This is a genomic window from Bradyrhizobium sp. ORS 285 (genome assembly GCF_900176205.1).
Lineage (GTDB): Bacteria > Pseudomonadota > Alphaproteobacteria > Rhizobiales > Xanthobacteraceae > Bradyrhizobium.
In genome coordinates this window covers 5,075,082-5,089,149 of sequence record NZ_LT859959.1, presented here as the reverse complement: position 1 = coordinate 5,089,149, position 14,068 = coordinate 5,075,082, and the positions used below count along the sequence as shown (strand labels likewise).

At 65.9% G+C, this 14,068-nt stretch carries 12 protein-coding genes; 2 read left to right on the top strand and 10 right to left on the bottom strand.

All coding sequences use genetic code 11. The features are described 5' to 3' along the window. Positions 1–70 precede the first annotated feature (70 nt). Positions 71–1,747 carry a bifunctional UDP-sugar hydrolase/5'-nucleotidase gene (locus BRAD285_RS22775; RefSeq protein WP_006611437.1) on the bottom strand — a complete coding sequence of 559 codons (1,677 nt, stop codon included), beginning with the start codon at positions 1,745–1,747 and terminating at the stop codon, positions 71–73. Between the two features lie 104 nt (positions 1,748–1,851). On the opposite strand from BRAD285_RS22775, the gene bla reads away from it, so the two are divergent. Beyond that, complete coding sequence (bla, locus tag BRAD285_RS22770) at positions 1,852–2,739, top strand: subclass B3 metallo-beta-lactamase (RefSeq protein ID WP_006611436.1); 888 nt, start codon at positions 1,852–1,854, stop codon at positions 2,737–2,739. A 3-nt stretch (positions 2,740–2,742) separates the two neighbouring features. On the opposite strand, the gene solA is transcribed toward bla, so the two are convergent. The 4 genes from solA to BRAD285_RS22750 all read right to left on the bottom strand — a co-directional run bounded on the left by solA (position 2,743) and on the right by BRAD285_RS22750 (position 5,772). Continuing rightward, the gene (gene solA, locus BRAD285_RS22765; RefSeq protein WP_006611435.1) at positions 2,743–3,927 is read right to left on the bottom strand and encodes an N-methyl-L-tryptophan oxidase; all 1,185 of its coding nucleotides are present in this window, start codon (positions 3,925–3,927) and stop codon (positions 2,743–2,745) included. A gap of 22 nt (positions 3,928–3,949) precedes the next feature. Next, entirely contained in the window at positions 3,950–4,714 is a 765-nt protein-coding gene (locus BRAD285_RS22760; RefSeq protein ID WP_006611434.1) for an enoyl-CoA hydratase-related protein, read from the bottom strand. A gap of 288 nt (positions 4,715–5,002) precedes the next feature. Beyond that, on the bottom strand, positions 5,003–5,377 hold the full coding sequence (locus tag BRAD285_RS22755) for a hypothetical protein (RefSeq protein ID WP_035645971.1): 375 nt from the start codon (positions 5,375–5,377) through the stop codon (positions 5,003–5,005). Continuing rightward, positions 5,377–5,772, bottom strand: coding sequence for a hypothetical protein (locus BRAD285_RS22750; protein ID WP_244422164.1), 396 nt, complete (start codon positions 5,770–5,772; stop codon positions 5,377–5,379). The genes BRAD285_RS22755 and BRAD285_RS22750 overlap by 1 nt, the downstream gene beginning before the upstream one ends. A 486-nt stretch (positions 5,773–6,258) precedes the next feature. Here BRAD285_RS22750 and BRAD285_RS22745 point away from each other — a divergent pair, with 486 nt between their 5' ends. After that, entirely contained in the window at positions 6,259–7,527 is a 1,269-nt protein-coding gene (locus tag BRAD285_RS22745) for a DUF892 family protein (RefSeq protein WP_006611431.1), read from the top strand. A 332-nt stretch (positions 7,528–7,859) separates the two neighbouring features. On the opposite strand, the gene BRAD285_RS22740 is transcribed toward BRAD285_RS22745, so the two are convergent. From BRAD285_RS22740 to BRAD285_RS22710, 5 genes are all read right to left on the bottom strand, one after another. After that, positions 7,860–10,772 (bottom strand): autotransporter domain-containing protein, encoded by a 2,913-nt coding sequence (locus BRAD285_RS22740; RefSeq protein WP_244563558.1) that lies wholly within the window; start codon positions 10,770–10,772, stop codon positions 7,860–7,862. 562 nt (positions 10,773–11,334) lie between these two features. After that, positions 11,335–11,592, bottom strand: a complete 258-nt coding sequence (locus BRAD285_RS22725; protein WP_006613535.1) for a hypothetical protein — start codon at positions 11,590–11,592, stop codon at positions 11,335–11,337. Positions 11,593–11,863: 271 nt separating this feature from the next. Next, positions 11,864–12,205 carry a hypothetical protein gene (locus BRAD285_RS22720; RefSeq protein WP_035647614.1) on the bottom strand — a complete coding sequence of 114 codons (342 nt, stop codon included), beginning with the start codon at positions 12,203–12,205 and terminating at the stop codon, positions 11,864–11,866. A gap of 393 nt (positions 12,206–12,598) precedes the next feature. Continuing rightward, positions 12,599–12,841, bottom strand: coding sequence for a hypothetical protein (locus tag BRAD285_RS22715; protein WP_139020666.1), 243 nt, complete (start codon positions 12,839–12,841; stop codon positions 12,599–12,601). A 202-nt stretch (positions 12,842–13,043) separates the two neighbouring features. Continuing rightward, on the bottom strand, positions 13,044–13,337 hold the full coding sequence (locus tag BRAD285_RS22710; protein ID WP_006613538.1) for an HdeA/HdeB family chaperone: 294 nt from the start codon (positions 13,335–13,337) through the stop codon (positions 13,044–13,046). Positions 13,338–14,068 lie beyond the last annotated feature (731 nt).

Genomic DNA, 14,068 nt, shown 5'->3' with positions numbered 1-14,068 from the left:
GCGCTGAACGCAGCCTCGGAAAGAGCCATGACGGGCGATATGACCGGGATTCCGGCCGGTTGGCGCGCGCTCACTGAGCTTTGTTGACGATCCGGTCGCGCGGCGGCGGCGCCAGCGGACTGTTGGCCTTGAGATAGGCGAACAGCGCCTCGTCGTCATAGGGGCCGACGATCGGCTCGCGGCCGCTCTTGAAAGTGGTGAAGCCGTCGCCGCCCAGCGCGAGATAGTTGTTGAGGGTGACGCGATAGGATGCGGCCGGGTCGACCGCCTTGCCGTTCAGCGTCATCGTGGCGGCATCGATGCGCGCGCCGGCCGGCTGCTTCGCATCGAACGCATAGGAGAAGCCGTGCGAGATTTGCAGAATGCGCGGCCGCGCCGGGTCGAGCCATTGCTGTTCGAGGGCGGCCTTGATCTCGGCACCGGTCAGCGTGACCGTCACGAGCTGATTGCGAAACGGCTGGCTCGCAAACACATCGGCGAAGCTGACCGCGCCGTCGTCGCGCCGGGCGAGATCGGTGCGGATGCCGCCGGGATTGGTCATCGCGATCACGGCGCTGCCCTTGTCCGGCGCCGATGTGGCTGCGAGCTGGGCGTCCGCGATGACATCGCCGAGTGCGCTCTCGCCGGCGGCGTTCGGCAGCCGCGACAGCACCTGCGTGATCACGCCCGCGGGCTGGTTAGCGATCGGCGCGGCGAGCTTCTCGTAGGCGTCGATCAGCGCGGTCTGTGTCGGGTCCTTCGGCAGCGTCGCGTCGACGACGATGTTGGTCGCGCTGGTGCTGATGATGCCGTGCGTCGTGCGGTCGAGCTTGACGTCGATCGCGGTGACCAGCGTGCCGAACTTGTCGGCCGAGGTCACGAGCCGCTTGTCGATGGTGCAGACATAGGCCTGGTGAGTGTGGCCTGAAATGACGATGTCGACGGCGCTGTCGAGATCCTTGACGATGTCGACGATCGGGCCGGACAGGCCGGGGCATTCGTTCATGCCCCCTGATGGCCAGCCGCCCTCATGGATCAGCACCACGATCGCCTGCACGCCCTTGGCCTTCAATTCGGGGATCAGCGCGTTGACGCTCTCGGCCTCGTTGCGGAATTCCAGGCCCGCCGAACTGGCCGGCGAGATGATGCCCGCGGTGCCTTTCAACGTCAGCCCGATGAAGGCGACCGGGATGTCCTCGAAGGTGCGGATTTCGTACGGCGGAAACACCGTCTTGTCGGTGCCCTTGAGAAAGGTCGATGCGGCGAGATAGTGGAATTTGGCGCCGGTGAATGGCTGCGGGCCGCGGCAGCCGTCGGTCGGATGGCAGCCGCCGTTCTGCATCCGCAGCAACTCGTCCTTGCCCTCGTCGAACTCGTGGTTGCCGACCGCCGATAGCGCGAGCCCCATCTGCGACATCGATTCGATGGTCGGCTCGTCGTGGAACATCGCCGACAAAAACGGGCTCGCGCCGATCAGGTCACCGGCCGACACGAAGATCGTGTTGGGCTGGCCGTCCGTCAGCAGCTTGACGAGGCTCGCCATCTGCGCCGCGCCGCCGGCCGGCACCACGCTGCTCTTGGTCGGGTCGTTGGGATCGGCGACGCGGATGCCTGAGCTCGGCGGCTTCAGATTGCCGTGGAAATCGTTGATGGCGAGGATGCGCAAGCTCACCGGCTCGTCCTCGGCGGATGCGGGCAGGGCGGCAAGGCTTGCCGCGGCGGCACCGGCCAGCAGAACGGCGAAGGCGAAACGGTGGAGCAGGCTCATGGCGGGTCACGTGTGATGCGGGCGGTGGGACGATGTGCGATTGCCTCGCCGCGGTCGCGATGACATAAAACGGTTTCATAACAACAATACATCGAGAGCCCGCAATGAAAAGAATGATGCTGCTCGCTGCGACGTTGTCGCTGGCGGCCGGTCCCGCTGCAGCGCAATCGCTGCCCGACTTCATGAAGCAGGTGATCGCGGCCTGGAATACCCCGACCGAGCCGTTCAAGGTGGTCGACAACATCTATTATGTCGGCACCAATGGGCTCGCCTCCTATCTGATCACCACGCCGCAGGGCCATATCCTGATCGATACCGTGATGCCGGAATCGACCGCGCAGATCGAGGCCAGCATCGCCAAGCTCGGCTTCAAGGTCGCCGACATCAAATACATCATCAACACCCACGCCCATATCGATCACACCGGCGGCCTGGCGCAGATCAAGCAGGAGACCGGCGCGCAGATGGTGGCCGGCGCGAAGGACGTGCCGCTGCTCGAAGGCGGCTTCTATCCGGGCCGCGAGGACCAGCGCTACCTCAACTTTCCGCCGGTCAAGGTCGACCGCGCCGTGAAGGAGGGCGACACGGTCGCGCTCGGCGGCGTCACCCTGATGGCGCATGAGACGCCCGGCCATTCGCCAGGCTGCACCAGCTGGACGACGGATGTGAAGGACGGTGACGCGACGCGTAGCGTGATCTTCTTCTGCAGTGCGACGGTGGCGCTGAATCAGCTCGTGGGCCGTCCCACCTATCCGGGCATCGTCGACGACTACAAGAAGACCTATGCCTGGGCGAAGACGGTGCATCCGGACATCCTGCTGGCGCCGCATCCGGAGATGTATGGCATGGCCGAGAAGCGCGCAAAGATCGCCGACGGCGCACCGAACCCGTTCGTCAAGCCGGGCGAGTTCAACGCCTATCTCGACAAGCTCGAGGGGCAGTTCAACGACGGTCTCGCCAAGCAGACGGCCGCGTTGCAGTCCGGCAAGTAGACGTCACACCAGGGCCAGCCGGTCCAGCGTGAAGCCGGAGATATCGACGCGCGGCGGCTGGCCCAGTGCCATCGCCGCGAGCGCCTCGCCGACCGCCGGCGAATGCTTGAAGCCATGGCCGGAACAGGGGGAGGCGTAGATCACATTCGCATCGCCGGGATCGCGATCGATGATGAAGCGGCCGCCCGGCGCATTGGTGTAGAGGCACACCGCGCTGCGCAGGCAGCGGGGGCCAAGATCCGGCACGAACGGCCGGACATAGGTCTCATAGGTCGCGGCGATCTCCTCGGCCGTGACCTCGCGCGCGACGTGGTCCGGATCGGTCTCGCTCGTGAGCATCTCGTTGGCGATCTTCACGCCATGATCGGGCGAACCGAGCCAGGGAAAACCGTAGATGTCGGAGGCGGCGCGCTCGCGGCCGCTGACGTCCCAGATGAAGACCGGCGTGTTCGGGCCGAAGCGCTGCGGATGCGACAGCACCTCGAACCAGTACAGCACTTGCCGCGTGACATTCACGCGCCGCCGCAGCGGTGCGATCAGCTCCGTGATCCACGGCCCGGTGGTGACGATCAGCGTCGTCCCTGATGCGGTCGCGCCGTCGTCCATCGTGACGGTGAGTTCACCCGCCGCGCGGCGGAACGCCGTTACGCGTCGGCCGGTGAGGATCTCTGCGCCCAGCCGCGCCGCGACTGCGAGCTCGGTGCGCACGCAGTCCTCGACCAGCAGATAGCCGCCTTCGCGATCGAGGAAGGCGCGATCGCCGGGCGTCATGGCAAACGCCGGATAGTCCGCGCGCAAGCGCTCAGATGACAGCGTCTCGCCATCGACTCCGTGCAGCCGCGCGGCACTCTCGATGTTGGCGAAGAACTGCGCGCTCGTGACGCCATGCACCTCGCCGCCATGCTGGCTCGGAATGAACAGGCAGCCGCATTGCTCGAACAGGCGCGCGCAGGTCTCACGCTCCAGTTCGCGCCACAGCACATGCGAGCGCTGCGCCAGCGGCGTGTAGTCGACCCCTTCGCCGATCGCCGCGCGGGTGATGCGGGTCTCGCCATGGGTCGAGCCGAATTGATGCGGCGGCTGGAAGCGGTCGATGCCGAGCACGCGCCGGCCCGCCTTGGCGAGATGCAGCAGCGCGGCACTGCCGACAGCGCCGCAGCCGATCACGATGACATCAAACTTCGGCATGCGGCTTTCGACGGCCCCGGCGTCATTTCTTCTTCTTGCGCGACAGGAACGCCTTGAACGCACCGATCGCCTCCTCGGAGGTCATGCGCTCGGCGAACAGATAGGCCTCCTGGTCGATCCGCCGGGTCAGTTCGTCCGGCGCGGTGCGGATCAGCTTGCGTCCGATCGCGACCGCCTCGGCCGGCAGCCGGCAGATGTCGCGCGCCACCTTGTGCGCCTCGACCTCGGTATGGCCCGGCGCCACCACGGTGTTGACGAAGCCGGCGATATGCGCGTCCGCCGCGCTCATGGTGCGCCCCATCACCAGCATCGCGAAGGCGCGCTGATAGCCCATGGTCCGCGGCATCAGCAAGCTGGAGGCGCCCTCCGGCACCAGGCCGAGATGGATGAAGGGCGTCGAGAACGTCGCCGTGGTCGAGGCCAGCACGTAGTCGCAATGAAACAGCATCGTGGTGCCGATGCCGATCGCGACGCCGTCGACGGCAGCGATGATCGGCTTCACGTTGTGCGCCAGCGAATACAGGAATTTGGTCGCCGCCGAGGTGCGCACCGCCTCGTTGCCGGCCGAGCCGGCCTGCAGGAAATCCTCGAGGTCGTTGCCGGCGGTGAACACGCCGGAGCCGCCGGTGATGATGATGCAGCGCACCAGCGGATTGTTCTGCGCGGTGTCGATCGCATCGCTCATGCCGAGATACATCGCCTGCGTGATCGCGTTCTTCTTCTCCGGTCGCCTGAGCTTGATCGTCCGCGTCTCGCCCTCGTCGGTGACGATCAGATGGTCGGTCATGGGCCCCTCATGCGTGCGTGCCGGCGGCCGCATTGTCGCCGGTCATGCGAGTCGTCGCTCTCGCTTCTCCGGTCGCAGCCTACATCATCCGCCGGTTGCGCCAAGGGCGGATGCTGCCGCAGGAGAGCGGGCGAGGGAGCTCGCAGGTCCGTCCGCCTGCCACGTTGGTTTACGATTGGTTTGCAACAGCAACGGGGCGCAATCGCACATCGATGCGCGTCGCGAGCCGCGCTCGTTGTGACATGCACGTCGTGAGACGTATTGCTTATCAAGGCCGACGCGAGACCATCAGCGCGATCCGTCCGGGCGCGGCGGCGTGCCGGGTAGACGCGGAGTGGCGGCGGGCTGCGGCTGCTGCCGCACCGCCTCGCGACGCAGCGCCTGCTCCAGCACCGCGAGCCGCGTCGCCATGCGGGTCAGTTCGTCATGCACCGAGGTCTGCACGCCTTGCACGGCGTGCTGCACCTCGCGCAGTGCGTCGCGCTGTGTCTCCGCCTTCAGAACCCTGAACTCGGCCTCGATCGAGGTCAGCCGCTGGTTCACCGCCCGGATCGCTTCTGCGATCTCCTTCTGGCCGTCCTGCAGCGCGCGCACGTGATCGACCAGCCGCAGATGATCGGTAAGCTCCTCGACCGTCTTGCCGATGTTGCTGCGGCCCCACATCACTTCACCGACCGCAGCAGCGTCCGGATCGTCGCCAGATGATCCTCGGGTGACCCGAGCCGCGCCGAGATCGCGCTCATCAGATCCTTGCGCAGTTCGGACAGTTCGTCCTCCGGGACAATCCGCTCGGCCGGCTCGTCGTGCGGCATCCGCCGCGGCTCGACCTCGACATGACGCGCTTCGAGCTGCCGCGGTTCGATGTCAAAATAAGGCGGCCGCTCATAGACGGGAATGTGCGGCGCCTGCCGCGACGAGGTGACGCGCGCCATGCTCGGAAAGCGCGAGGGCGGAGTTCGCGCGGGACGTTCGATCTGATCGATCAACGCCGCCAGCGCGACCTCCATGTTGCTGTCGTCAGGCTCGTCGTCGACGACATGATAGGACGGCTTCCGCACTGTCGCCCCATTCGTGCGCGACGATGACGCAAGTGACGATGCGTGGTCGCGGAGTCGCTCGATGACCCGGCGGACTCGCTCGCCGAGACCTGGCTTCTCCCTGGCCGGTGTTCGCATCAACATGTCACTCTCCAGCGGAACAGCTTAGGCGAGCAGGGAAAACCTTAGCAAGAGGCAGTTGTTGAGCTGCCAACAGGATGTCGCGGGGCAACCCCCGCGGGTGCTGGAAAGGGCGGACCTCGGCAGGTTCCTCATGCCGATCTCTGGCACGGACGCGCGAAGCGCCGGCACCCGTCCGGAGTGCGTCTCAACGTGCATATCAGCGGCCTGACAATAGCGACGCCCGGCTGATGCGGCATCATCGCTGACGCATCGCGTACGGCCAACCCACCTGGCGCTGCCGTTCCCGCGCGGGAGGTACGGAACAACCATGCACCTCGGGCCGTTCGGACCTTGCATGCCCCCCAAAACGTCCGAGGCCTTCCCATGTATCACCACGTCAAGAAGCTGATGTTCACCGTCCGTGTCGACGAGCCGGATCCGCGGTTCGGCAACATGCTGCTGGAGCAGTTCGGCGGCGCCAATGGCGAGCTTGCCGCCGCCATGCAGTACTCGATCCAGGGCCTCAATTGCGAGGACCCGGATCGCAAAGATCTGTTGATGGACATCGGCACCGAGGAACTCAGCCATCTCGAGGTGGTCGGCACGCTCGCCCGCATGCATCTCAAGCCCGCCAAGTTCGACCGCGAGGCGGCCGAGGCCGATCCGCTGATCGCGATCGCCGGTGGTGGCGGCGTCAACCTGTTCAACTCGCAGGGCAACCCGTGGACCGCCGATTATCTCAAGATCACCGGCGAGCTCGATGTCGACCTGCGCAGCAACATCGCCGCCGAAGCCCGCGCCAAGATCGTCTATGAGCGTCTGATCAATTTCACCGACGATGCAGGTACCAAGGACGCGCTGCAGTTCCTGATGACGCGCGAGATCACCCACATGAAGGCGTTCGCACTAGCCTTGGAGAGCATGAACAAGCCGGCCTTCAGCGTCGGCCGCATCGCGCCGACGCCGGGCCTGGTCGATCAGTTCTTCAACGACTCGACCGGCACGGGCGATCATGGCGAGATCGACACCCGCGGCCCCTGGAATGAGGGGGGCGACTGGGTGTTCACGGAATCGCCGGCGATCCAGGCGAGCGAAAACGGCGCGTCCAGCGCGATCGTCACCGAGAGCTCGCCGCCGGCCGATGAAGCCGGTCTCGGCGATCTCCTGATCGAGGAGCTGCGTGACATCCTGCATGCCGAGAAGCAGCTCACCAAGGCGCTGCCGAAGATGGCGGAGGCCGCCCGCTTCGATCAGCTGCGCGAATTGTTCGAGCAGCATCTGGTTGAGACCGAAGCGCAGATCGAGCGCATCAACGAGTGCTTCGAGCTGCTCGGCAAAAATCCGCGTGCCAAACCGTGCAAGGGCATGATGGGCCTGGTCGAGGAGGGGCAGGAGATCATGGCGCAGGGCGAGGACAAGGAGGACGCCGCCGCTGACCTCGCCTTGATCGGCGCCGCCCAGCGCGTCGAGCATTACGAGATGTCCGGCTACACGACAGCCCGCAATCTCGCCCAGCAGCTCCGCCACAGCGCCGTCGTCGCGCTGCTGTCGAAGTCGCTGGCCGAAGAGGAGAACGCGGATCAGCTGCTCAACCAGGTGGCAAGATCGCTGATGTCGGTCGCCAAGATGCCAGCGGCAATCGAGCAGGCGTGATCAAGAAGTAGGGCGGATTAGCGAAGCGCAATCCGCCGCTTGTCGAGCGAAGATGGCGGGTTACGCCTTCGGCTAACCCGCCCTACGGGATTGCGTCGATTCCACTCATCAGTCCACGGCTCTCACACCGCTCTCTCCCCTCACCCTGAGGAGCCCGCCAAAGGCGGGCGTCTCGAAGGGCGAGGCCCTCAGCCGGGCCTCATGGTTCGAGACGCGCCGCGCACCGCGATCTGGCCTCGCATGGGCCAGATCGGCGCGGCGCTCCTCACCATGAGGAGCAAGTGCTGTGGGAGGCGCACTCACGAACAGCGCGCCGCCGACGCGTCGCGTCCTCACCACGAATACCGCACCACGCCCTTGCCGCCATAGCTGCGGCTGATGTTGGCGAATTCGCCGTCGAAGGTCAGCGCCGCCGACCAGTTGTTCATCCACTTCATCTCGGCGGTCGCGCTCACCAGCGCACGATCCGCGGCCTGCTGCGCGCCGTTCGCGACGAAGCTCGCGCCGGGCAGGGTCTGGAAGGTCGGCGTCAGCGTCCGGCCCGTGGTGTAGTCATGCGCCCAGGCGAAGCGGCCGCGCAAAGTCAGCACGCCGTCCGGCATCGCGAACGCCTTGTCGGTGCGCAGGCCGAGCTCGGTGCGCGGTGCCGTCACGCTACGGCTGCCATAAGCAAGCGCAAACGTGTTGGCGCCGGCCACCGCCTGCTCGGCATAGGCCGGCAGATCGAACGTCGTGAACTGCCCGGCCGCATAAGGCGTGAGCCCGATGCCGATCGCAGGCCACAGCACGCGATAGCCACCTTCGAGCCGGCCGGACCAGGAACTGGCCTTGAACTGCGCGCGCAACTGATCGATGCCGGCCACCGTGACCGTGCGATTGGTGGTGACGTCCTGCCAGCCATAGGCCAGCGCGGCGGTGATGTAGGCCGGGCCGAGAGTGTGGCGGACGAAGCCGCCGGCTTGGAACAGGTCGGAGCGTCCGGAGCCCAGCGCGTTGGCGACGCTGAAGCTGGTGCCACCGCCGGCCAGCGCGAAGCCGGCCACTGTGCTCGGCGACAGCCGATAGTCGAAGCCGACGGCCGTGCCGTACAGCGTGGAGGTGGTCGTGTTGGAGCCCAGCGCAGCATTGCCGTCAGTGGTCTGCGAGCCGCCGAAGCCGGCCGCCCACACGCTCCAGCGCCGCGCCGCATCGGCGGCCGGCGCCTTGGTCAGCATCGCATAGGCGTCGCGTTCGGCACCGTTGCGGCCGCGCCCATTCGTCGCATAGGCGTTCGCCTGATCGGTCTCGTCCGCGAACGCCGTCGGGCCCGGTCCCGCCGCGCCGTCGCCGCGGCCGGCGCCGAAGGTATCGGTGAGCGCGCCCATGAACTGCGTCATGGCGTTGAACGTGGTCTGCTGCGTGCTGGTCGCCGCCTGGCCGGAGATCTGGTTGAGACCCGCCGGAGTCAGCGTGCCGAACACCAGCGGAATGCTGCCATTTCTGTTGAAGTAGTTGGTGAGCGCGTTGCCGACATTGGCCTGGTTGGTGGTCAGCGGCCCCGAAGGCGGCGTGAAGCCCAGGCCGAGATTGAGATAAACGTTGTTGGCGTCGTAGGAGAGGCTGGTCGAGAAGCCCGACGGCAGGTTGGTGTTGACCACGCTGCCGAATGTCCCCGACACGCCGCCGGTCGTCTGCAGGATGACGTATTGTTTGACCGCGTAGCTGCCGGCCGCGAAGCTCGCATTGACGGTCGCACCGCCGAGCGTGGCGCTGGTGGCGTTCGCCCGCGAGGCCGTCGAAGGATCGACCTGCACCAGGTAGATCGCGCCGCTCGCAAACGCCAGGCTGCCCTGCACGGCCATCGTGGTGCCGGCGATGCCGGAGCCCGGCGCAAACGTGCCGCCACTGGCCACCGTCACGTTATTGACCGTGCCGGTGCCGCCGAACGTGCCGCCATTGTTGATAGTGGTCGCGGAGTTCGTGAGCGTGCCGTTGACCAGCAAGGTGCCGGCATTCACCGTGGTGGCGCCGCTATAGGTGTTGGTGCCGGTGAAGGTGAGCGTGCCTGCGCCGGTCTTGGCGATGCCGCCTTCGCCGGCGATGTTGCCCTGCGTCGTCTGCGTGCTGCCGCCGAACGTGGCGCTGCCGGAATTGATCTGGAACGTCACCACCTGCGTGGCGCCGTTGATGTAGAGGTCCTGGCCCTTCGCCGCCACCGGCGTTCCGCCGGTACCGGCCTGGGTGGAGTTGCCGCTGAAGGTGGTCGAGGTCTTCACGGTCAGCGTCGCGCCGTCCATCACGAACACGGCGCCGCCATAGCCGGCGCCGCCGCTGCCGGGGCCGTTGTTGCCGTCGCCGCCGTCGCCCGCGCCATAGCCGCCGGTGCCGCCGGCGCCGGCCTGCGGAAAGGTACCGCCGATGCCGCCGCCGCCACCACCGCCGCCGAATCCGCCGGCGCCACCGGCGCCACCGGCGAAGGTGTTCGTCGCCGCACCGCCGCCGCCGCCGCCACCACCAGTGCCGCCAGTGCCGCCGGTGCCGCCATTGGCGGTGTTGATGCCGCCGCCCGTGCCGGCGACACCGCCATTGCCAGGAAACAGCGTTGCCGATGCGCCGACGCCGCCCGCGCCACCGGTGCCGCTGCCGCCCGGCGGCGTGCCGCCCGTGCCGCCATTCAGCGCGCCGCCGCCGGCACCGCCGGAGTGCGAGCCGGCCGAGCCGCCATTGCCGCCGACCGCGGCATTGTTGGTGAAGGACACGCCGTCGATGGTGACGCTGGCGCCGGATGCGACAAACAGGCCGCCGCCCGCGCCGAGACCGCCGCCGCCGCCGCCGTCACCGCCGCCGCCGCCATTGCCGCCACGCGCCCGCATCGCGTTGATCGTGAGGTTGGAGATCGTCACGACTGGTGCGTTGGTGCCGCTGACCTGGATGCCCTGATAGGTCGAGGCGCCGTTGAGCGTGTTGTTGTTGCCGGTGATGTTGACCGTGACATTGCCGGCATTGGCCACCAGCGCGCTCATCGAGCTCGACAGCGTGAAGCCGGCGGTGAAGTTGATACTCACCGTGGAGTTGGCGCCGGCCGCCGCGACCGCGGCCACGGCGGTGTCCCAGTCGGCCTGCGAGGCGACATCGATCGCATGCGCGCTATTGGTGATCGCGACCAGCGCGGTGCCGGCGAGCCAGGCCATACGCCAGCTGCGTTGCGCCCGCTTGCGCGTCAAAAATGGGGTGCGTGAAAGCGTGGCGATCAGCTGCAATGACATCAATGCCTCGACGAACTATCAGCAGTGCTGACTGCTGGTGCGAAAACCGGACTCTGAAAAAGCCCGCTCACGCTATCGTCGGTGGGGCTGGAATTCACGGGTCAGCGTGACGAATTGTGTGCCGCCTTTACGCCTTGTTTACGATTGTTGCTGAACGGCGACAGGCTCTGCATGCAAGCTTGCACATGAGCGCGAGAGTGAAAGTGTTTTGATACCGGCGCGCTCTCCTGCTTCCGTAAATCAACGGGCGTGAGGACATGACGCGATGTCCTCGCGTCAGTTGCAGGTGTCGCGATCCGCGCGATCAGATTCGGCTTGTGAGTTATTGCGCCGTCTGTTCCACGGCTGGCATGCCGGGCTCGTGCCGGCCATCCAAGTCATTCGCGTCGTAGAGCATGGGAGCCCGCGCCTTTTGCCGAGCCGAGTTTGGCCGAGCTAAGTTGGGCCGCGCAGGCGAGACGAGCCCGAGGATGACGCTGGTCCCGACAGGCAGGGGGCGCGTCGCGAGATCGAGCAGCTTCATGCGCTCGCGCCACGCTGTGTCGTCGGTCGGTGTCTCGATTTATTCCGTGTAGGCCCGCCACCGTTCTGCCCGGCGGACGTGCACCGGCGTCAGGCAGCGCCGCGCACGGTTGATCTGCGCATCGGTCGCGCCGCGGCTCCGCGCATACATCTCGGCGACCTCGGCGGTATACTTTTCGACGTAGTAGCGCACCTCCGAGCACGACATCCGCGTCTCCGCGCCCGCCTCATTGGCCGCCTGCACCCCGGATTCCATCGCGAGCATCAACAGCCCCGCGCCAATCACGCCCCGCAACATCGACATCTCCCCGTTGTCGTTACCGCTGCCAACAGGCGTGACTCGGAGCGCGGGCACAAATTAACAATGACGGGCGGGTGACATCGGATGCGGAGTGTTGCTTGGTGGTGTCACTGGACGTGATGCCTGAGCAACGCCTGCAACCGGCGACACCACCTCGCTTGCCGCTTCATCAAGACGATCGCATCTGTTCCGCTGACGGAACCTGATGAGCTGGAAGAGCGACGCGGATTGACCGCGCGCGACCACAACTCAGCTGCCGCGCGAGGTCTCAGGTCGTGACCGCGGTCGTCGTGCCGCCGCTTGCTGCGTTTCCTGTGGCGCCTTGCGCGTTGTAGGTCTGTGCGCCCTTGGCGCCGGTGTCCGTGCTGGCCTCGGCCTTGCTCACCTCGGTCGAGCCGTCGGAATAGGTGATCGTCGTGGTCGTGATGCCGCCCAGCGTGATCGAGACCTCGCTGACGACCGTCTTGCCCGACGACGAGCCGCCGCTGCCGGACGTGCTGTCCGACGCGCTCGTGGCCGACGTCACTGATGTCGACGAGGTGGATTGAGTCGTGGTGGCGGACTGGGACGAGCCGGCCGTGATGGCCGTCGTGACGGAGCTGATCGACATGAGGTCTCGCATCATGAGAGGCTGCGCTGCGCGAATGCGCAGCTCGCTCCTTGAACGCAGATGCTGCCGCAAGCTGGCGCGGCAAGTTGCGTCCGAAGATGTCTGGAGCCGCAGTTCGGCTGGCGGCAAAACGGGGCAGGCAGCTTGCTTGTCCGGAGCCAGCCCCGAGACGTCAGCCGACTGGAAGGTTCGGCGTGTAGGTGAGAAGAGGGGGGATTGGAGTGTTGGGCGTTCGAGCCAACAGGCAAGCGGATGAGCGGAGCGTCGTCGCCATCGGTTAAGCGATAGCATGGCGGGTCAAGCTGTTGCTTACCCGCCATGCTACCGACGTCAGGCCCGGCGGTCGCCGCGCGCATTGCAAGCCACACGCGGTTATCTTCGTTGACGGCTGTACTATTGCCCCATGCGGGACTTCATCGCAGCGACCTCTTTCGGATGGCTGTTGTTCCAAGCGTCGCGACAAGCGCGATAGGGTTCTGCCTTCGCGGCAGGGACAGTATAGGCACGCCACTCTGCGTAGGTAAATTTATACTTGGCCATGCAGGCGCGTGCGCCTGCTGTGCTGTTCTCGCCCTCCCAGGCGAGCGCGGGACTTGAAGCAATGAGACCGAGAAAAGCGATTGCTGCAAATTTCATGTTCTGCTCCATGCTCCTCATGAGCACGAATTTTCTACACGCCGAATCGTGAGGCTACAATCGGGGCGCGAGGTCGTCGCCGGTTTGCAAGTCGGTTCGGTGAGAGATGAGCGAAGCGTCATCCGCCATCGGCCGAGCGATGCTAGGACGGATCACGCTCCGCTCGTCCGCCCTGCGTCGTTGGCGTCAGCCTGACTGCCTATTACTTGCCCAGGATCTTCTCCGCAGCGGTCACGATGCTGACCGTCGGATGCTCGGCGCAGTAGGTGCCGAACTTCTTGGCGTTGGCGACGAACTCATCGGTGTCGAACAGGGCTTCGTCCTGGTCGCCCTTGTACCAGCCGTCCAGCCAGATCAGCACCATCTTGATGGTATCGTCGCCGCTTTCGACGAACTGCTTGCAGCTCATGGTCGAAAGATCGAGAACGACCGCGGAGGCGGGGGCGGGGGACAGCAGGACGGTAGCGGCAAACAGCGCGGCTGCGAGCGATTTCATAAGTCGTCTCCGAATGGATATGATGAAATGCAATCAACTATGCAGAACGTTACCAATCCCTTCGCAGATCGACCTGAAAGACGTGGTCCACATCGCGACGGAACGGCGTGGTTAGCACTGGCGGGGTCGCGATCAGAAGTCAAGGATGCGGTGGCTGAATGCACCGATCCGATGTGCTCGTCGGGCAAATCACGTTAATCCGAAGACGGGATGTCAAGTCGTTCTGAAAAACATAAATCGCTTGGCCGCTTCCCCAAATCAGCAGTATGGTGCGCACATCCCGTTGCACGGTAGGGGACGGTTCGCGGTCGTCACGGACGTTGGCAGCGGGATGCGGTGGACGCGGGCGGCGCAGTGCTTTCGAGCACGGACGAACGTTGGCTCGCGGACGGTCAAGGCGTGTGGTCCTGATACTCCGACGCTAGTATCCAGCGTAATGCACGAAAGCGCATTGCGCGACATGGTGGCCAGAAAGCCCGGCGCACCAGGGAGAGCACGCTATAGCCCGTTAAAACCATCGCGCGGGGAAGGCCGGGTCTGTCCGGCTGGACCTGTGGTGACTGCCGCCTGCTTTGTTTTCTGCAGGCGGGCCATGGGCCTCAGCCGAGGCCCGGCCTTCCTCGCGCCCTCCATATCGAGAGGGCGGGACTTAGAAGCATAGCTCGGGCGCGGAATGCGTCGCGAGAGCGCTGATGCTCATCTTCGGCGCGACAGGCTGTCTGATGGTATGG